Below are 21,983 nucleotides of genomic sequence, written 5' to 3' on the forward strand. Positions count from 1 at the left end.
TCAAAAAGCCCCAGAGGATTGACTTACCCGAAAGATAAGCAGCTTACCGACGAGCTCTTGACGTACTTTATTATCCTGACCGACCGTAGATATATGAATATTCACCCTGGCTCTGTCCGGCCTTGCGGGGGATATTGTGATTTCGGTAATTTTGGCATTGATTCGCAATATATCTCCCGGTCGCGTCGGTCTGAGCCAGTTAATTTTCTCCACGCCGGTGCCAATAATCCCATGCGCCAGAGGCAGGCTTTTCACCAACAGATTCATGGTGATACTGACCGTATGCCAACCGCTCGCGGCCAGGCCCTTAAAGATGGAGTCTTTCGCCAGTTCGTCGTCCATATGGAAGGGTTGCGGGTCATATTTGGCCGAGAACTCGGTGATTTCATCCGCACTGACATAATATTCCGCGCTGTGAAAAACCTGCCCGACCTTAAGGCCGTCTAAATGTAATTTAGGCGCGGCAATGTCCGCGACCTCCGTTCCTGTAGAGTATTTGTCGGCGCTATCAAAATGATTGTTTGAAGAACTTTCATTATACATATTCACAAGTACCCCTTTTATTCTCCGGCGGGTAACAGCTTCGTTTCCCTGCCCGCCGTCAATTAAAAATTAGAGACAAAACCTGCTAGGAAAAGGCCATCCATCGGCTCTTGGCCTGACCAGGCCGCAGTCGAAACTTGATAAATGCTTCCACGTTGTCGAACGATAAATAGACGTTATAGCGAAATAGCCTCTCAAACGTTAATCCAGGCGGCTGAACATAACTGTGGCCGGGATAAATCTGTACCTTACCGGGCAACATCGCCTTAAGACGTTGAAGACTAGAATACATACGGCTTGCCGCGTCACTGTCAGGGCAAAGGCCGCACCCTTCGATGAACAACGTATCGCCCGTGAACAGATGGTTACCTATCCAGTAGCAGGCACTGCCCGGCGTATGGCCTGGAGTGATTATCGGGCGGACAAGCATGCCTGCGGCCTCCCACGGCTGCTCATCGAAGGTACGCAGAGCGGCAATGCTGAAGCCGGATGACGCGGCCTCCCGACGAGATATCCACACCGGGCAGCCATGCTCATTTGCCAAGGTGTCGGCAAGGTCGATGTGGTCGGCATGAGCATGGGTTAACAGAATCCCCGCCAACTGGGCGTTAGCCGCCTTTAGCGCGGAGTCGACTGTCTCCCTTTCCCACGCTGGGTCGACAAGCAGCGCCTGCCCGGTCCGCCGATTAAGCACCAGATAGTTGTTATTGATAAAGCGGCCGCCGCTGACTTTCAGCGCCGTTACCGCGACGTTGTCTGTTAAAGCCGCAAGGTGCTGATTCAAAGAAAACCCCAGTGCTGTAATTCGGAAATCGTGTTATCTACCCCATTTTCCTGATTGACCTGCTGCCAGAGCTTTTTAGCCCGGTTTACCACCTCGGTCGAGAAACTCTTGTTCAACGCGTTTTCAATGTCATCCTCTCCGACGCGCTTTATGTCGAGGCTGCCGCCGCTCACGCCAAGCTCTTCAAGCTGCCATGCCCAATAAAACTGGTCATAGATAAACGGCATGATCACCTGGGGCGTTCCCGCTCGCGCCGCGGCGGCAACGGTGCCGCCGCCGCCGTGGTGGAACACGGTTTTTACCCGAGGAAATAACCATTCATGGGACACGCTGTCTACGCAAAGCACGCCCGGCAGACGAGCCGACGCGATCATTTCCGCGCTGATGGCCCCACCGCCGCTCATGATGACAGCACGCACACCTGAACGTTTGATGACGTTGATAATTTTTTGCGTCAGCCCCTCAGGATCAGAGCTGGCCATGCTGCCGAAACCCACGTAGATAGGCGACTCCCCTTCGGCGATAAAGCGCTCCAGTTCGGGTGAAACTGTCTGCGTACTGCTGACCTCCCCGAACCAGTTGCCGGTTATCTTGATAGTCTCTTCGGGCCATTCCTTCGGCCTTGGCACCAGATGCTGGCTAAAGGCATAGAGTATCTTTCTCGAACCGTTGCTTTTATCGGACCACGGACCGCTCCAACGCCAGTCGGGGAGCTCAAGGCTGGCACGACAGGCGGTAAAGGATTTCGCCACAAAACGCCACATCACCAGGCGCAGCAGTTTCCAGACCGCGAGATTGATAAACCCCGGCAGCCTGACGATTTTTTTCAGGAAAAACGGCGGTATCGAGCTCGACGGCGTCAGGGGCGCGAAATAGGTGGTCACCACCGGAATATCGAACTTCTCGCCGACGGACATAGCCAGCGGAACCGCCTGATTTGCGGCGATGATCAAGCGGCTGTCCTTAGCCGCCGTCACGGCTTGTTCTACCCACAGCGACATCAGTTTCTCGACCACGCCCGACATCTTTTTCGCCGCCTTGCGAGCCGAGTCACCGTCCATCAGCCCCTGCTCCACCTGGCGAGCTTCTGGAAGATCGAGATCCCATCGGTCGTAACCCAGCCCCTCCTCGGTGACGATTTTTTCATTCCTCTCGCCCGACATGATGGAGCACTGATGCCCCATCTGTTGAAGTCGTTTGCCGAGCACGATAAACGGGCGAATGTCGCCCATCGAGCCGGCGGTGAAAATAGATATTTTCATCAACTCACTCCCCCACTGGCGCGGCAATCCCTTGATGTCCTTAACTTCAGCCTCCTGACTCGCATGGGCTCATCCTTTTGGAATAATGACGTTAAGATTTTCAAAGCCGTGCAAAAAGTTGGAGTAGTTTCGCTCCGGTTCGCCCAGCACGTTGATTCTGGAAAAGCGTTTGAGGATCTCTTCCCAGATAACCGAGAGCTGCATTTCTGCCACCCGGCTGCCGATACAGGCGTGGACGCCCACCCCGAAGGAGAGATGCCGACGCGCGCGGTCGCGGTCAATGCAGAAGGTATCAGGGTCTTCAATCGCCGAGGCGTCGCGGTTGCCGGACAGGTACCACATCAGGACGCGATCCCCCTGACGGATATTTTTGCCGCGGATCTCCACGTCGCGATTGGCCACGCGGCTCATAAAGCTGATAGGCGTCTGGAAACGAAGCGTTTCGGAAACCATCGACATCACCAGTTTCGGATTGGCCTTGAGCTTGGCAAACTCCTGCGGGTATTTGTCCAGCCAGTAGAGGCTGCCCGAGATAGTGTTACGCGTGGTGTCATTACCGCCGATGATCAGCAGCACTATGGTGCCGCGAAACTCGTCGAGCGTCATGTCACAGGTCTCAGGATGGTGCGCGAGCATCGAGATAAGGTCATGGGTTGGCGGCTCGTTGCGGCGTTTCTCCCACAGCGCTTCAAAAGCCTGATAACACTTGATGGTCTCCTCGGCCTTGTGTTCCCAGCTCTTCACCGGCCCGCGTCCCGGCTCGCACATCAGCATGTCTGACCAAAACGTCAGCTTGCGGCGCTCTTCAAACGGAAAATCGAACAGCGTCGCCAGCACGGTCGCGGTCAGCTCCTTGGAGACTTTATCCACCCAGTCAAAAGGTGCGCCAATCGGCAGGCCGTCGAGAATAATGCCCGCACGCTCGCGCAAGACAGGCTCCATTCGCGCCAGGCTGGCCGGCCCCATGCCCGGCGTGACCGCCTTGCGATGTTTGGTATGCTCCGGCGGGTCCATGGTAATGAAGCCGACGTTTTTACGGCGTTTATGGCCGAGCGCCTGCAACGCGGCTTCAAGATTTATCTTTTCTTCAATCGATTTGAGGTCGATGTTCTCCGTCGAGGTAAAATCGCGATGGTTACTGCCCACGGCGCGAATATCGTCCCACAACGTCAGTGACCAGTAAGGCCCAAATTCACTTTCCGGGGTGTAATGCACCGGATCCTCACGTCTCAGACGTTCAAATACAGGCAGCTCGGTCGCATTCGCGAAACGATCCCTGCGCGCAGGGTTAAGCTGTTCTAACGGGACCGCATTAATATCTTCAAAAACAACGTGTGATAGCTCAGTCATTTCCACTCACTCATTATATTTTTCGATAGTGCTACAGCACGAACTGAAGCCACCTTTGCACAAGCTCGCTGACGTGAGGCGTTTTCAACAGGGTAAAGTGCTGAGCCGGTCCCGTCAGGGTCTCAAGTTTTTCTGCCCAACGCGCCCAGCCCGCGGCATCTTCGTCACGACGCTTGAGACACTCCTCGAGGGTCATCCACGGGTCACGCACCTGAATCAGATAAAGCGGATTCGGGTAGTGCGATGTTGGGATATAATGCGTTTGCCGCGCGGCATAGAAGGTTTGCCACGGGCCTTTCAACAGCCGGGCAGAGGCGTTGGCCGGGATTTTCCCCAGACGCTGAAGATGCTGGTGCACGACGTGCAGCATCTGTTCAACGTCGCCGTTGGCGTAAAGCGCGCTGTCGATATCCAGCTCGGCGTCGAGATTAAAGCCGATGCTTTCGACGTATTCGCGCATACACGCCGCCAACGTGCGCGTTATAACGGGGTCTTCCGCGCTCCGGGGCGCTTCGCTATCGAGCAGAGTCAACGACGCCACGCGATAACCTTGCGCCTGCCATTGCCTTGCCATCTCGAATGCCACCTGCCCGCCGAAAGAGTGACCCAATAGATGAATCGGTGTCTCAGCGCCAAATCCGGCCTCATGAAGCGCGAGCAAGTTGCGGGCCGCAGCGGCTTCAACCGAACGCTCTGGTTCATTCATGCCATCGATACCCTTGTGCAGCAGGCCGTAAACCGGCCAGTGAGCGGGTAATGCCTGAATGAAAGGCAGGAAGTCGGTAACCGTTGCGCCAGCGCCAGGAACACAGAAGAGAGACGCCGCGCTGGCCGCCCCTTTTTGCAGCACTAACAGCGGATTAAAATCGGCTAGCGCAACCGCGGCTGAAGACGCTGACGACTGGCGCATTTCCGTCTGCGCATTGCCGACTTTCAGCTCGCTGACCCGAGCATCCGGAGCCGCCACCATCGCCTCAAGCGTGGCGAGATAGCCTGTCACCAGACGTTCGGCGGTTTCACGGCTAAACAAGTCGACGGCGTATTCCAGTATGCCGTCCATGCCCAGTGGCGTGCCCTCATCGCCGTAATTCTCGTACAGCATGTAGTAGAGGTCCCACTTGGTGTTGCCGCTGTGGGCCGGAAACACGCGGGCGTCGAGGCCAGGCACATCGAACATTTCCGCAGGCGTGTTTTGCAGAATCATCATCGTCTGGAACAGCGGATAGTGCGACGGTGAACGCACCGGCATAAGCTCGCTGACCAGCTTGAGATAGGGAATATCCTGATGATCGTAGGAGGTTAACGCCTGCGTACGCACCCGCTCAAGCACCTCGTTGACGCGCGGATTACCCGAGGTATCGACGCGCATCACCCACTGTGTCAGGAAACATCCCACCAGCTCGTTCAGCGCCTCGTCACTGCGTCCCGCCAAAATGGCCCCCAGCGGAATATCCTCGCCCGCACCCAGACGGGTATAGAAGATACCCAGAGCCGCCTGAAGCACCATCGATAGCGTCATGTTGCGCTCGCGCGCCAGTCCGCTTAAACGCTGGTGCAGACCGGCGTTGATTTGCAGCGGCAAGACTTCCCCACGATAGCTCGGCTTTTCCGGACGCGGAAAGTCTTGCGGCAGGGCCAGCGTAGCAGGCACGCCGTTGAGCGTTTTCTTCCAGTAGGCCAACTGTTCGGCATACAGGCTGTCCGGCTGGTTAGGATCGCCGAGCAGCTCACGATGCCACACCGCGTAGTCGGCATACTGAACCGGCAACGGAATGAATGACGGTGCTTGACCGGCGATGCGTGCCTTATAGGCCTGCGTCAGATCGCGTGTCAACGGCGCGAGTGAAAATGCGTCACAGGCAATATGGTGGAACAGCATCACCAAAATATGCTGCCGTAGACCGACGCGTAAAATCGAGGGACGGAAGGGGAAATCAACGGCGAGGTCGAAAACTCGCCTAATCGCCTCAAAAACGGTGTGATTCACCTGCTCAACGCCGACATCGATGCAAGGGACGTCGAGTTGAACGTCAGCAAGGGGTGAGACCACCTGCACCGGCTGACCATTCACTACCGCAAAACGGGTGCGCAGCGTTTCATGGCGTTCCACCAGATCGTACAGCGCGGCCCTTAACGCCGCCAGATTCAGGTCACCTTCCAGCGAGACGACGATCGGCGTGTTGAGCGAGGAGTTATCCCCGCGAGTGTTCTGACCGACCCACATCAGCTGCTGGCTGTAGGATACCGGCAGCGGCGCAGGAAGGGGCTTAATCTGGGTTAACGGTTGACGAATTCTGCCTGGCGTATCGAGATGCCTGGACAGACTCGCCACCGTTGGATTCTCAAACAGAACCCTAACCGGCAGCTCGACGCCCAGACGGGTACGGATGCGCGCAATCAAACCGGTAGCGAGAATCGAATGGCCGCCCATCGCAAAGAAATCATCATCAATGCCAATACGCGGCTGCTGGAGTAGCTCGGCGAACAGTGTGCAGAGTGTCTCTTCCTGCGGGTTACGCGGTGCACGATAGGCCGTGGTTTCGCTAAACTCCACCGCAGGCAGCGCCTTGCGATCCACCTTGCCGTTCGGCGTCAACGGGAACTGCTCAAGCGTGACGATACGGGCAGGCAGCATATAATCCGGCAGACGCTCGCCCAAATAATCCTGTAACTCCGCCTCAGGCACAGCGCTGACCGCGTAAGCGACCAGGCGCTTGCCGCTGCCACTATCGAGCGCCAGCACCCGCACTTTCTCAACCTGAGGATGCTCGGCCAGACGTGCCTCGATCTCTCCCAGTTCGATGCGAAAACCACGCAGCTTGACCTGCTGATCGTTGCGCCCCACGAACAGCAAATTGCCGTCTTCCCGATAACGCACCAGGTCGCCGGTGCGATACAGGCGCGCCCCATCGTCGGCAACAAACGGGTCAGCCACGAAGCGTTCAGCGGTCAGCTCCTCACGATTGAGATACCCCAGCGCGACGCCGTCGCCGCCAATGTACAACTCGCCGACCGCACCTAATGGCACCGGCTGCTGGTGTTTATCCAGCACATAGGTGCGGGTGTTGCCAATAGGACGCCCAATGGGAATACCGGTAGAATTGGCGGAGGCCGCATCAATCGGGTAGGTCGTCGCGAAGGTGGTGGTTTCGGTCGGGCCATAGCCGTTAACCAGCTTCGCTGCCGGAGACGCACGCAGTACCTGAGCGATAATCGTCGGGTCGAGTGCGTCTCCGCCGACAAACAGCGAGGTGAACTGCGGGATAACCGGTGCCAGCTCGCTATAAAGCTGGTTGAACAAGCCCACCGTCAACCACATCTGGTTCACGTCATGCTGCCTGAGCACGCGCACCAGCGCGGCCGGAGACAGCAAGGTATCCTGCGGGATAACCACGCAGGCCCCGCCGGTCAGGAGCGGTGCCCAAATCTCCAGCGTACTGGCGTCAAAGGCGGTGTTGGCCGCCAGCGCCATACGGTTGCCCGGCTCGAAAACGCCCACGCCGCTATTAATCACCAAACGATTCACCGCACGGTGCGGCACCATGACGCCCTTGGGTAACCCGGTCGAGCCGGAGGTGTAGATGATATAAGCCGCCTGGCTGGCAGAACTCGGGACCACGACAGGCGTGCTACTGGCACGCGCAACTTCATCGCTTTCAACGTCAATCACCGGCAGGCGCAGGCCCGCAGCCAGCGGCTGACGTGCATCGCTTATCACCAGTCGCGCCGCGCAGTCATCAATCATCCAGTTCAGACGCTCCTGCGGGGCAAGCGGGTCCAGCGGTACGTAGGTCGCGCCCGCCTTGAGAATGGCCAGCGTCGCAGCCAGCAAGGCGCTGCCGCGCGGCAGCAGCAGGGCCACACTCTCCCCCGGTTTGACGCCTCGGGCAATTAACGTTGAGGCCAGGCGGTTAGCCTGCTGGTTTAGTTCGAAGTAGCTTAGCTGCGTGTCACCGTCAATCACCGCAACGGCCGCAGGGGTACGGGCAGCCTGCTGCTCGAACAGGCGATGCACGGTCTCATTCGACGGATAAGACGCCGCGGTATTATTCCAGTCGACCAGCAGTTTACGGCGCTCACCGGCAGGCAGGATTTCCAGCGCCGACATCGGCAGCGCCGGGCTGTTGTCCAACGCCTGCGCCAGACTTTTCATAGTCTGCTGGAGATAGCCCATGATGCGTTCGGCGGAGAACTCTGGCACCGCGAGCACGTTGAGTCGCAGCGTATCGCCAAAGTCATCCACCGAGACCGTCAGCGGATAATCGGTCCGCTCCTCGAAGCCGTGCCACTCCACCGCATCGCGTTCGCCGGTCGTATCGACGTACTTATCCTCCGCCTGCTGGTTGTGGCGATAGTTAAACAGCACGTTGAACAAAGGCGTTGGCGGCGCAATCCCGCTACAGCGCTGGGCCAAACCGAGCGACGCATGCTCACACTCCAGCAAGGCAGCCAAACGTTTATGCGTTTCGCGCACGCTTTCTTCGACGCCCACGTTGCCGAGGTCAAGACGGAGGGGCAGCGTATTGATGAACGGCCCCATAATCTGATTAGCCCCCTCGCCCGCCTGCAAACGGCCCAGCAGGATGGTACCCATTACCACCGTATCGCTGTCGCTGGCGCGCGCCATGACCTGTCCCCAAACCAGATGACAGAGGCTGCCCATGCTGACGCCAAGACGGCGCGCGTGGGCACGCAGGCGGTCAACCAGGGTCGCGTCGACATTGCGGCGAAGTTCGACCACCGTCGCGTTGTCTACCGCCACGTTCGCGACGCCAAACGGCAGCGTAGGCGCGTCAATATCGCTCAGCATCGCGCGAAAGAACTGCTCGTGCTGGGCCTCGGAGGCCGATGACCGTATTTTGGCAATCAGGCGGCGGAACGGCGGTGGCGCAGGTAACAACTGCCCACGCCCGAGCATAAAGGCGCGGATATCCTGGATCATTATCTGCAACGAGGCGATATCGTCGATCAGGTGGTGTTGCAACATGATCATTTCCCAGCGCCCGCTGTGCGGGTCCTGGGCGGTAAATAGGCTCAGCAGCGGTGCCTGAGTCAAATCAACACGGTAGTGCGCCGGGTCATAGCGCTTGACCAACTGGTCCATCACTGGGCCATTGGCCGGGTCGAGCTCAACCTCGGTTAACTGCACGGGCGCATGACGCAACACCACCTGCGCCGAGGTCGACAGTCCCTGCCAGAGAAACGCGGTACGCAGAATATCGTGTCGATTAATGGTCTGCTGAACGGCCTCGACGTACTGCACCAGCACCTCACGGTTTGCCAGCGAGACCTTGGCGAACTGGAGATAGGGATCCCCTTTACCGCTCAGCCGATGCAGGAAGAGAATGCCCTCCTGCAACGGCGTCAGGGCGTAAATATCCTGCACGTTCGCTACGCCGCCTGGAATCTGGGCGACAATGTGCGCGATATCGTCCGGCGTCAGGTCAATCAGCGGCAGCATATCCGGCGTCAGGTGGGTCGTCTGTGGAGTTATCACATTCACCGGCACGTGTGAACCGCCACCTCCCCCCTGAGAGGAGAAATCTCTCCCCTGTTGCAGGGCATCGACAAGAGCCGGTTTGTGCTCTCGCAGTGCCGTCTTGATATCAGGGGTCAGAGACCCCTTGGCTGCCTTGATGACCAGAGATTCGCCATCAAGCGACAAGGCAATGTTGGCCTCGTCAAGTGCCTGCAAAAGGTCATCAAAATCCATCATATTCTCATCTCATCGAGTTCAACGGTACGCTCAGACAGCTCTGCCAGGGTCGGGCTTTCGAACAACGCGCGGATCTCGATACTTAAATCGCGCTGGCGCAGATGCTCCATCAGCTGCACGGCCAACAGAGAATGTCCCCCCAGTTCGAAGAAATTGTCGTGACGACCGATACGCTCCACGCCCAGCAGCGCCTGCCACAGCTCTGCCATAGCAATCTCGACATCGCCCTGCGGCGCGGCGTAGGTGCGGCGGAAGAAAGAGGAGTCATCGGGCAATGGCAACGCTTTGCGGTCCAGCTTGCCGTTAGCGGTGAGCGGAAGTTGATCAAGTTTGACGAAGGCGGCGGGCACCATGTAATCCGGCAACTGGGCGGCCAGGCTGTTTCGCCACTGTGCGATGCGCTCAGACGTACTCAGGCCTTCTGCGTCTGCGCGTGCGTCGAGCACCACATAAGCCACCAGACGCAGGTCGCCTTGCGCATCATCACGGGCTACCACCACGGCTTCACGAATGGCCGGCTGTTTCTGCAACGCGGCGTCGATCTCGCCCAGTTCGATGCGGAAACCGCGGATCTTGACCTGATTGTCGTTACGTCCGAGATACTCGATGTCACCGTTATGCAGGTAGCGCGCCAGGTCACCGGTGCGGTACATACGAGCGTTGGCATCCGAAGCAAACGGGTCTCTGATAAAGCGCTCAGCCGTCAGATCCGGACGGTTGAGATAGCCACGCGCTACGCCTACGCCGCCGATATACAGCTCACCCGCCACGCCGAGTGGAACCGGGCGCTGGTGCTGGTCGAGCAGGTAAATACGCAGGTTGGCGATAGGACGCCCAATCGGCACAATCGCCGTCGCCGGTAAATCTTTGGGGCAGGTCCAGGCCGTCACGTCGATAGCCGCTTCGGTCGGCCCATAAAGGTTGTGCACCGCCGTATCAGGCAGCACGCGGTGGCAGGTGGCAACGCTTGCCGAACTCAGGGCCTCACCGCTGCACACGATGCGGCGCAGATAGCGGCAGGCCGTCGCGCCGTCGCTGGCCAGGAACAGATTCAGCATCGACGGAACAAAGTGGATGGTGGTGATGTTGTTCGCCTGAATAACCTGTGCGAGCGCCTGCGTATCTTTGTGCGCGCCCGGAGGGGCTACCACCAGCGTTGCCCCGACGGAAAGCGGCCAGAAGAACTCCCACACCGAAACGTCAAAGCTGAAGGTGGTTTTCTGCAATACCGCATCGCTGCTGTCGAGCTGATAGGCATCCTGCATCCACTGCAGGCGGTTGATCAGACCACGGTGTTCGTTTTCCACACCCTTTGGCTTACCGGTCGAGCCAGAGGTGTAAATAACGTAGGCAAGATTGTGCGACGTCAGGCCCAGTTCGGCAGGCGATAACGGCTCGATGGGCAGCGAAGAGGTTGCCAGAGACTCGGCGTCAAGGTCAAAGGTCACAACACCGGTCGTATCTAGCCCGGCGGTGATTTCGCGCCCGCGTTTGTCGAGCAACAGCAGCTTCGGCGCGGAGTCTTGCAGGATATAGGATAGGCGGTCTACCGGGTAATCAGGGTCAAGCGGCACATAGGCGCCCCCGGCCTTGATAATCCCCATCAGGCCAACCACCATCTCGATGCTGCGGTCCAGACAGATAGCCACGCGATCGTCCGGTTTTACCCCTTTTTGGTGTAAGAAGTGCGCCAGTTGGTTGGACAAGGCATCCAGCTCGGCGTAGCTCAGTTTGCGATTCCCAAAGCGCAACGCAACCGCGGAAGGCGTGCGTTTTACCTGCTCCTCGAACATCTGGTGGGTATAGGCAACCTCAGGATAAACCTTGGCAGTGTCGTTCCATTCATTCAGCAACAGATGGCGTTCTGCGGCAGGCAGAATATTGATCTGCTGCATCGGCGTGTTGGGGGCTTCGTCCAGCGCTTTGGCGATATTTTCAAGCGCGTGCTGCATATAGGCAAACAGCAACTCGGGATCCAGTGAATCGACCACCTGAATATTCAGGCCGAGCGCTGTGCCATAGTCGTCAACGGAGAGCGTTATCGGATAGGTGGTACGCTCTTCAAAGCCGTCCCACTGGTCTGCCTCAGGGACCACGAAATCCAGCGATTTACTCTCTGATTCGCGGTTATGGCGATAGTTGAACAGCGTATTGAACAGCGGCGTTGAGCCGGTGATGCCGCTGCAACGCAGTGCCAGCGCCAATGACGCATGCTCGTGGCTGAGCAGTTCGGCCAAACGTTTATGCGTTGCACGCACACTTTCCTCAACGCTCGCGCCGTACATATCCAGACGCAGTGGCAGGGTGTTGATGAAAGGCCCCATGATCTGGTCTGCGCCTTCACCGGCGTGCATACGGCCAAACAAAATGGTCCCGAATACCACCGAGTCCTGACCGCTGATGCAGGCCAGCACCTGCCCCCACGCCAGATGGCAGATACTGCCGAGGCTAACGCCCAGACGACGCGCATAGCCGCGCAGCACGTCGTTGAGACGCTGTGGCACCTTGCGCGTGACCTCAATAATTTCGGAGTCATCGAGCAGATTGACTAGACCATAGAGTGCGGTCGGCTCATCGATATCACCTAAGGTCGAGCGGAAATAACGCTCGTGCTCTTCCGGGCTTTTGCCCAAACGGACCTGGGCAATCAGACGACGGAACGGCTGCGCCTCTGGCAGCGTATGGCCGCGCCCTGCCAGGAAGGTGTGGATTTCGGCAGACAGGATCAGTACCGAAGTGATGTCATCAATCAGGTGATGCAGAACGCGGAACATTTCCCAGCGCTCATTGCGCCTGTCGTAAGCCACGAAGGCGTGCAGCAGCGGCGGTTTAGCCAAATCGATGCTGTAGTGTGAGGGGTCGAAACGCGCGGCCAACTGCTCGGCAATCGGGCCGTTCGCCGGGTCCAGCTCAACGTCCAGCACGTGCAGTTTTGCGCGGCGTTGCACCACCTGACACGGCGTGGAGACGCCTTCCCAGTAAAAACCGGTACGCATGATGTCGTGACGGTCGATAACCTGCTGCACCGCCGCCAGATAGTTATCAACTTTTTCGCGGCTATCGAAGGTCATCTGACCGGTTTGCAGATACGGGTCACCCTTGCTCGCCAGCATGTGGTGGAACAAGATCCCTTCCTGCAACGGGGCCAGCGAATAGATGTCCTGAATATTGCTGACGCCGCCCGGCACCTGATCGACCACCTGATCGATGTCCTTCTGCGTAAAATCAATCAATGGCAGCAGCTCAGGCGTGATAGTGGTCGTCTCGGGGGTAATCTTGTTCGCAGGAACCACCACCTCAAAGGCGTTGGACAGGCGTTTGCCGTTGCGCAGCGCGGTCACCATCGTTGTCTTGTGCTCACGAAGCGCACTTTTAATCTCACTGGTAAGCGCACCCTTGGCTGCCGTGATAACCAAATCCTCGTTATCCAGCGAGATCGAGATTTTTGCCTCTTCCAGAGTCAGCAGTAACTGGTCGAAATCGCTCATTATTTGTTCTCCATGATAATAGCTTCTATGCGAGGGTGTTTTGCGTAATGCAAGGTGATGCAACAGGCACTGTCGTTTTGCAAAAATATCGGGAATAACGTCTTCACAGTCGGGTCTCCGCGAGCTCGATGGTTTTGGCCGCGAGGTCGGCCAAAACAGGCGTATCAAATAGTGTGCGTATTTCGATGCTGAGCCCTCTGCGGCGCAGCTGTTCAATCAGGCGTACCGCCAACAGCGAATAGCCGCCGAGTTCGAAAAAGTTGTCCTGACGGCCAATGTGCTCAATGCCCAGCAACTCTTCCCAAATGGCCGCCATGGTGATTTCCAGCGTGCCCTGCGGTGCCGCATAGGCGCGACGGGTGAAGGACATCTCATCCGGTGGCACCAGCGCATTGCGGTCAATCTTGCCGTTCGGCGTCAGCGGTAAAGCCTCAAGCATCACGAAGGCCGCGGGAACCATGTAGTCCGGCAAGGCGTCCTGCAGATGCTTACGTAACGCCTTGCGGCCAAACAGCGTCTGAACCATGCCTTTCAGCTTCGCCAGATGCTCCAGCGCCGACAGCGGATCTTGTGGCTCAATCCAGTCAATCAGGCAGGCCACCTCGTTCACCCCAATCTCCTGCAACTGCTCTGCCACTGACAGCGCAGACTCCGGCGTACCGATAAACGACAGCTCGCGGGTATAACGCTTGAACGCGAATTCCAGCATGCTGCGTTTGTCTTCGCCCGGCAGCGATTCGAGATTGATGTTCTGCTCCCTCAGCCAGCCAGAAAGCAGGCTCAGATGCCCCTCCAGGTAGTCGAAGAACGGCTGCTTAGCCTGGCTTAGCACGGCGTCAAGATGAGCCCCAAGATAGGTGTGGACCATCACCGTCACCTTGCCGCTGCGAGGATCAAATCCGGCTTTTTCTCGTGCGGCACGGTAAAGCGCGATATGGTCAGCGAGCCCATCGATACTTTGAGTGAGCAGATGAGTGAGCACGTTCGCCCCGCTGCTGCCCGCATACTCGAAGGTTTCCGGCGTACCGGCGGCGGTTAACCAAATCGGCAGCTCCTTCTGGACCGGCACGGGATAAATCGCCACCGAGACGTCGTGGCCTTGGCTGTCCTGCCGCGTCACGCTGCCGCCCTGCCACAGTGTTTTCAGCTCTTCAATGCCCTGACGCATCACGTCCCGACGGGGGCCGTAGTTTTGCGGAGCCAGCACGAAGTCCTTCTGGTTCCAGCCTGAAGCAATGCCAATCCCGACGCGACCGTTCGACAGGTTGTCGACTATCGACCAGTTTTCTGCGATGGAAACGGGGTCGTGCAGCGGCAACACCACGCTGCCGGCACGCAGCTTGATGTTGCGGGTTCTGGCCGCCAGCGAGGCCTGTAATAACGCCGGATTGGCATACAGTCCGCCGACGCTGTGGAAGTGTCGCTCCGGCGTCCACACGGCGGTGAAGCCGTGTTTATCACCAAACTCTGCCGCCTCGGCGTAATCGCGATATCCGCGCTGGGCATCGGTATGGGCACCAAAGAAGAACAGGCTAAAATCAAGGCTGGTGCTTTCAACCGGAATGTCTTCTGCTCTTTCTTCACGGGAACGTGGCACCACATAGGCCACCAGACGCGCCTCACCGGCCATGTCCTCGCGTGCAACGACCACGGCCTCACGCACCAGCGAATGGCTCACTAAATGCGCCTCGATTTCCTGCAACTCAATCCGATGCCCGCGCAGTTTGAGCTGGCTGTCGGTACGGCCAAGGTAAACCAGGCGTCCGTCGGCCAAAAACTGTGCGAAATCGCCGGTGCGATAGAGGCGCGCGGCAGAGTCACTTGAAAACGGGTCGGCAATAAAACGCTCGGCGGTCAGTTCGGGACGCGCGTGATAGCCCCGTGCAACCCCCTCACCGCCAATGTACAGCTCACCCATCGCCCCCATCGGCACCGGGTTGCCGTGTGCGTCCAGCAGATACACCTGCGTGTTGGCAATCGGGCGGCCAATCGCCTGGTTGTAGTGCGTGACGTCCTCTGCCTCGACGCGATGACAGGTTGACCAAATAGTGGTTTCGGTTGGTCCGTACAGGTTCCACAGCGACTCACCAAAAACGTGCAGACGCTGAGCCAAATCCCTTGGCAACGCTTCGCCGCCGCAGAGAATTTTCAACTGCGGATGAGGCGTTGTATCGGCATCCACCAGCGATCGCCAGGTAGTCGGTGTCGCCTGCATCAGGGTGATCGGGTGAGTGTGCAACAGCTTGAGCAGCGCATGAGGATCCATGGCCTGACTGCGGCTCGCCAGCACAATCGACGCGCCGGTCATCAGCGGCAAATAGAGCTCAAGTCCGGCGATATCAAAGGAGATACTGGTGACCGACAGCAGGCGGTCCTTCGCGGTCAGATTGAACAACGCCTGCATTCCGCTCAGGAAATTAACCACCTGACGATGCTCAACCATCACACCCTTCGGCTTGCCGGTTGACCCCGAGGTGTAAATCACGTAAGCCAGATGGCGTGGATTCAGGGTGACGACCGCAGGATTGCTGACCGGCAACGCCTCCCAGTGCGGCCCGTCGACGTCCAGATTGACCACCGTGAGAGTGTTGCCCGGCTGCTCGCCAAACAGCTCACGCCCGCGCCCGTCCACCAACAGCACTTTCGGACTGGCATCGTCGAGAATGTAGGCTAATCGTGCCGTCGGATATTCCGGGTCGAGCGGCACGTAAGCGCCGCCAGCCTTAAGCGTGGCCAACAGCGCGATAAGCATTGTTGCGCCACGTTCGGTGCACACGCCCACCCGCGTATCCGGCGTAATCCCTAATGCGACGAGATAATGGGCCAGGCGATTGGCGCGCTGGTTCAGCTCGGTATAGCTGAGACTCACCTCGCCCGCCTGGAGCGCCAGCGCCTGCGGTTGCAGCGTGACCTGCTGCTCGAACAGCTGATGTATGGACGCCGTGGTCGGGAAAGAGACCGCCGTATCGTTGCCGGTTTTGAGCAGATGCTGACGTTCTTGCGACGGCAGAATCTCGAGCTCATACAGCGGTATTTGCGCCGGGGAAGGCGGAATATCGGCCTCAAGCGCCGCCACCAGACTCAGCAGGCTTTGCTGGAAGTAGCCAAACAGGCGTTCGCTGGAGAGTGACGGCAGAGTCTGCACGCTGATGTCCATCGCCTCGCCAAAATCATCTACCGAGGCGGTGATCGGATAGTTTGTCCGCTCCTCAAAGCCGTGCCAAACCACGCCGTCGAATTCGATATCCCCCAGCACATCCACCTCGGTAGGACGGTTGTGACGGTAGTTGAATACCGAGCTGAACATCGGCGTCGGAGGCGCTATCCCACTGCCTTGCTGCGCCAGCGACAACGTCGCGTGCTCGTGTTTGATAAGCGCGGTGAGGCGCTTATGCGTCTGGCGAACGGCATCGACGGCCCCGATGCCACCCACCTCAAGACGCAGCGGCAGCGTATTGATGCAAGGACCCAGAATCTTATCGCTGTCCTTGCCCTGCATCCGCCCTGAAAGCACCGTGCCCAGCACCACCGTGTCGCGTCCACTGGCTGCGCCCAGCACGCGCGCCCAGCTTAGATGACACAGGCTGCTCAGGCTGACCCCGAGACGGCGAGCCTGATGACGTAAACGCTCTGCCAACGGTGCCGCAAGCGGTTTACGGGTTTCGGTGATGCGCTGCCCGTGAAGGTGACCGGTTTTGAGATTAAACGGCATCGTCGGTTCTTCAATGTCCGCCAGCATCTCGGCAAAAAAGGCCCGCTGCTGTTGGCCGTCGGCGTGCAGGCGCAGCTGCGCCACGTGTTGACGGAATGCGGTCGCCGGAGGCAGGCTTACGCCGCTACCGCTGAGAAACGCCTGAATATCACCGAGGATAATCTGCAACGAGGCGAGGTCTTCCACCAGATGGTGGATATACATCAAGGCTTGCCAACGCGCCTGCGTTTCATCATAAGCCACTAATATATGCAGTAACGGCGGTTGGGTCAGGTCAATGCGGTGGACGTCAGGGTCAAGACGCGCCTTCATCTGCTCTACGACGGCATCGGCATCCAGCTGAAGCTCCTGCACATGCAAACGCGCCTGACGCAGGACGACCTGCACCGGCTTCTCCAGCCCTTCCCAGATGAAGGCGGTGCGCAGGATGTCATGGCGTTCAATCACCCGTTGAAGCGCCGCAAGATAATTATCCAGCGTCTCACGATGGGTAAACGACAAATGTCCACGCTGTAGATAAGGATCGCCCTGCTCCTCGAGCAGGTGGTGGAAGAGAATGCCTTCCTGTAGCGGTGCCAGCGCATAGATATCCTGAATATTGGCGACGCCTCCCGCGACCCGCGCCACGATGTGGTCTATCTGCGATTGCGTAAGCGAGACCAACGGAAAATGCTCGGGATGCAGCGCGGTAGTCGACGGCGCAATCAGATTTGCCGGGACGGCAAACGTCGATGCGGCATCCTCTTCCCGCCTGATGTGTACCGCAAGCTCGGCCAGCACCGGATACGCGAAGACCGTCGGTACATCGGTATACAGGTTCTGCTCAAGCAGTTTCGCCTTCAGCTGCATCGCCAGCAGCGAATGGCCACCTAGCTCGAAGAAGTTGTCCTGACGACCCACCTGATTAACGCCGAGCAAGGTCTGCCACAGCTTTGCCAGTACGGTTTCCGTTCCGGCGCGTGGCGCGTCGAAGTCACGCTGCAGGTAAGCGCTGTTATCCGGCAACGGCAGCGCTTTACGGTCAATCTTGCCGTTGGCGGTCAGCGGTAACGAGTCCATCACCACGAACGCCGCCGGGATCATATAACCAGGCAGCTGGGTGGCGAGCACTTCACGCCACTGCGCAATCACCTCATTCCCGCAAGGTTTTTCCGCGACGACATAGGCCACCAGACGCGCCTCGCCCGACTCTGGCAACAGACCTATCACGGTGGCTTCCTTGATTTGCGCCAGCGCCGCAATACGCGACTCGATTTCACCGAGCTCGATACGGTAACCGCTCAGCTTGATCTGGTGGTCACGACGCCCGAGGAACTCGATGCGGCCGTCTTCAAACCAGCGCCCAATATCCCCGGTGCGATAGACCCTAGCGCCCGCCACCCAGGGGTCGGCAATAAACTGCTGGGCCGTCAGCTCAGGGCGATTAACGTAGCCCACCGCGACACCCTCGCCGCCTATCCAGATTTCGCCCGCCATCCCCGGTGCACAAAGCTGCCCGAAGTTATCGACGACGTACATCCGGGTATTGGCAATCGGTCGCCCGATGCTCAGACGACTCTCCTGAGTCTGCTCAAAGCCCCGCATCCATGCCGAGGACATAATAGTGGTTTCGGTCGGACCGTAGCCGTTGATATAGCGACAACGCTCGCTCCAGCGCTCAATCAGCGCCAGAGTGGGGGCTGAACCGGCAGTGAGCAGCGTCATGCCCTCTGGTACCTGCGTCGGGTCGAGATGCGCCAGATAAGGAGGCGGGAAGGCCGAAAAACCAATGTCGTTTTCAACCATATACACCGTCAACGCGGGAGGATTTTGGATAAGCGCATTCGACAGGAGGTGCAGTTCGCAGCCACGCGTTAGCGTGCCAAAAATCTCCCCTGCTGACGCATCGAAGGTATAAGGCGCAAACTGAGTAATGGGCTGCCCGGCGCTGAAAATGCCCAGGTGTTCGCACCAGGCGCAGAAGTTGATCAGGCTGCGCTGCGCAATCTCGACGCCTTTCGGCGTACCGGTGGTGCCCGAGGTATAGATGATGTAGGCAATGGTGCGTGAATCGATGGCGTCAACAGGTTCATCCTGGTCCTCGACCTGAACGAGATAATCATCGACGAACAGCAAAGTGCTGCTCTCTTGCTCGGCGAAGCGGGGAGCATCCGCCCGCGTCGTCAGCGTCCAGCGTACCTGCGCGTCGTTGATGATAAACGCACGGCGCTCGCTCGGGGCGTCCAGAGCAATCGGGACATAGGCCGCTCCGAGTTTGATAATCCCCAGCATGGCAGCGATCAGCTCCGGCGACTTGTCCATGCTCAGCACCAGGCGATCGCCCTGAGCGACACCCACGTGGCGCAGCCCGGCGGCAATCTGTCTGGCTCGGTCGGCCAGCTGCCGATAGCTGAGACGCACATCGTCCGCCACCAGCGCCGTTGCCTCGTTTCTGGCCGCGACTTGCTCGGCAAACAGCGTGTAGAGTGAGCGGTCCAGCGCCACGTCCAGCTCGGTGGCATTCCACTGTTCAATAACGCGGTCGATTTCATCGCGGCCGAGCAGAGACTGTTCGCCAAGGGTGCGCTTTTCGCCCTGCGTAAAGCAGGTCAATAGCTGCTGTACGCGATAGAGAAGATTCTGTGCATCGGCATCGCCGAAGTCGCTCGCCCCATAACGCAGCTCCAGCGACAGTTCGCTACCGGCATGCAAAATCAGCTGCAACGGCGCGGAGACGTATTCTGTAGACGCGGCGCGATGCACACTGATCAGCGATTCGAAAAGCGCTTCGTTGGCCTGCACACCGGCAGGCAAGGCGTCGGCATGACGCTGATGCTGCTCGAACATGTCGGCAATATCATTAAACCAGTCGCTCAGGGCGAGGTCGGCATCGAGGTGCATCCGCACGGGAAACGCCTGGCTCGCCTGCGCTTCAGCATCTGAAAGCTGTATGCCAAACAGCACGTCCTCTTCGCCGCTGTACTTGCTCAGCAGCAGACCCCATGCGGCCGACAGCAGAACCTCCAGCGACAGTGACTCACGCTGAACCTGCGACAGAAGCGCGGTGCTCAGCGCCGCCGGAACCGGCGCAACAAGCACACTGACGCGCGCCTGCGGCGACGAAGAGGCCGCGTTTGCCGCCTCAGTGTCGGCGGCATTTGCCAGATTGGCGTTCGCTGTTCTTTGCGCGCCGCTCAGGTACTGTTCCCAGTACGCCAACGCCGTCTCTTCGCGCGGCAAGAGCATATTATCCTGCACCATAGTCATTGATTACGCTCCCTCCGTGACAGCTTGCTCGGAATGTTTTTTAAGCTCATTCAGTAAGTTAGATACGCTTTCGACGTTCCTGCCGAATTGATTGATAGCCGTACCGTGCTGAATAAGCGTTGGAAAACCGTATTTGAGGAAGGTTGACAAGGTGCCGCTCGGGCTGAGATCGACAAAAAATGCGTCGCTGTTCTCGCTCAAAACCTTCATCAAACTGAAGAAATCGACCCTGTCCCGCAGGACTCGCCAGAAATACTCGTCGTCCCACCGCGCCACCGACGTTCCTGACATGGCGGAGTACACCGGCAGGGACGATGTCTGTATGGCTAACGTCCCCACCAGCGCGCGGAAATCTTGTTCGATGGCGGCTATCCCGGCGGAGTGGAAAGGCTGCTCGACCGGCAGCAGCATCGAGATAATCTGTTGTTGGGTCAGCTGTTCCTTCAGTGCAGCAAGACGCTGGAGCTCCCCGCTGACCACAAAATTTTTCTGGAAGTTGATGCTGGCTAATTCGGTGTGCTGGTACAGCGCAGAATGGGCGTGGAAGTGATCCACCGGCGCGAGCACACTCATCATGCCGCCGCCGGCGGTTTTTTCGCTCAGCAGGCGCGCCTGATTCACCAGCAGTTTCATGGCGTCGTCCAGCGTCAAAACGCCCGCAACCACCGCCGAGATGCACTCACCGAGGCTGTAGCCCACCACTGCGCCGGGTTCAACCCCTTCCGCGCCAAGCACGCGGGTCAGGCTGACGCCCACGCTCAGCAGCGCCGCATTCGACAAGACGACATCGGTGAGCGGCAGGTGGCGGCGCGTCTCGTCATACAGCGGCTCCAGCAGGCTGTGCCCCGTGTGCTGGCGATAAAGTGCATCGCACTGGTCCATCTGGCTGCGGAAAGCAGCGTTGCGTCGGTAAAGTTCAGCGCCCATGCCGTAATACTGCGCGCCCTGTCCGCCGTACATAAACACCACGCGCGGTTTGGCGGCGCTGGCCGCGTTTAGCCCCTTTGGCTCTGCCGACAGCGTCATCGGCTGGGCCTTTATTTTGGCGAACAGGCTGGTCAATACCTGCCCCGGCCCAATCTCCTGCTGACTGACCTCGCCCTGCGCCAGCAGGCGAGAAATACTCTCGTACCAGCGAACCGGATGACTTATCTGCCGGGTTAACAGAGAGAGATAATCGGTCTGTGGATAGTCGAGCGCCGTGTAGTTTGAAATAACCCGCGCATTAAGCGGGTTGAAAGTGAAGCTTTGTGCAAACTGCTTAAACTGTTGTTCGATATCGCGCATGTAGCGAGAGTGGAATGCTGCACTCACGTTCAGCTTCACGTAGCGCGCTCCCGCCTGCGTAAAAAGCGTTTCGCAGGCAACGATGTCGTCATAAAGCCCGGAAATCACGATTTGCTGCGCACAGTTGACGTTGGCGATGTCGATACCGTTAAATGCCGATCCGGCGATCAGTTCGGCCACCCGCGCCTGCGTGAGACCGACCACGGCCGCCATCGCCCCCCTCGGTGCCGTCGACATCAACCTGCCGCGCTCTTTCACCAGCGCGACACCGGTGGCGAAGTCAAACGCCCCGGCGGCAAACAGCGCGGCAAACTCTCCCAGGCTATGGCCCGCATAGCACTGCGGAGCCGCCAACCCGTCCTCACGTTGGGCCAGCAGGCCGAGCGCTGAAACCACGAACAGCGCGGGCTGGGTGAATTCCGTTTCGCCCAACACCCCGTTGAGATCCTCGATGCACAGCTCGCGAATCGAATAACCGAGAACCTCATCAGCCTCGTTGACCAGGTCTGGGAAGCGCGCAAACAGCGCCTCTCCCATCCCTTTGTGCTGCGATCCTTGACCAGGAAATACCCAAATTGAAGAAGACATAAGTCGC

At 58.6% G+C, this 21,983-nt stretch carries 8 protein-coding genes; all 8 read right to left on the reverse strand.

Features of this window, described 5'->3' with window-relative positions:
• Positions 1 to 543 carry a MaoC family dehydratase gene (locus O1V65_RS09170; RefSeq protein ID WP_017491080.1) on the reverse strand — a complete coding sequence of 181 codons (543 nt, stop codon included), beginning with the start codon at positions 541 to 543 and terminating at the stop codon, positions 1 to 3.
• Positions 544 to 628: 85 nt separating this feature from the next.
• Entirely contained in the window at positions 629 to 1,327 is a 699-nt protein-coding gene (gene solJ, locus O1V65_RS09175) for a solanimycin biosynthesis MBL-fold hydrolase SolJ (RefSeq protein ID WP_017491079.1), read from the reverse strand.
• The gene (locus O1V65_RS09180) at positions 1,324 to 2,589 is read right to left on the reverse strand and encodes a glycosyltransferase (protein WP_017491078.1); all 1,266 of its coding nucleotides are present in this window, start codon (positions 2,587 to 2,589) and stop codon (positions 1,324 to 1,326) included. The genes solJ and O1V65_RS09180 overlap by 4 nt, the downstream gene beginning before the upstream one ends.
• Before the next feature lie 69 nt (positions 2,590 to 2,658).
• Complete coding sequence (gene solI, locus O1V65_RS09185) at positions 2,659 to 3,939, reverse strand: solanimycin biosynthesis cytochrome P450 SolI (protein ID WP_084913155.1); 1,281 nt, start codon at positions 3,937 to 3,939, stop codon at positions 2,659 to 2,661.
• A gap of 31 nt (positions 3,940 to 3,970) precedes the next feature.
• Positions 3,971 to 9,655 carry a non-ribosomal peptide synthetase gene (locus O1V65_RS09190; RefSeq protein ID WP_269130441.1) on the reverse strand — a complete coding sequence of 1,895 codons (5,685 nt, stop codon included), beginning with the start codon at positions 9,653 to 9,655 and terminating at the stop codon, positions 3,971 to 3,973.
• Positions 9,652 to 13,143 (reverse strand): solanimycin non-ribosomal peptide synthetase SolG, encoded by a 3,492-nt coding sequence (solG, locus tag O1V65_RS09195; protein ID WP_084913153.1) that lies wholly within the window; start codon positions 13,141 to 13,143, stop codon positions 9,652 to 9,654. Before solG ends, O1V65_RS09190 begins: the two co-directional genes overlap by 4 nt.
• Positions 13,144 to 13,246: 103 nt before the next feature.
• The gene (locus O1V65_RS09200; RefSeq protein WP_269130442.1) at positions 13,247 to 20,101 is read right to left on the reverse strand and encodes a non-ribosomal peptide synthetase; all 6,855 of its coding nucleotides are present in this window, start codon (positions 20,099 to 20,101) and stop codon (positions 13,247 to 13,249) included.
• Between the two features lie 3 nt (positions 20,102 to 20,104).
• Positions 20,105 to 21,976, reverse strand: coding sequence for an ACP S-malonyltransferase (fabD, locus tag O1V65_RS09205; RefSeq protein WP_269130443.1), 1,872 nt, complete (start codon positions 21,974 to 21,976; stop codon positions 20,105 to 20,107).
• Positions 21,977 to 21,983 lie beyond the last annotated feature (7 nt).

Origin of the sequence: Rouxiella badensis (assembly GCF_026967515.2) — a bacterium.
GTDB lineage: Bacteria > Pseudomonadota > Gammaproteobacteria > Enterobacterales > Enterobacteriaceae > Rouxiella > Rouxiella badensis.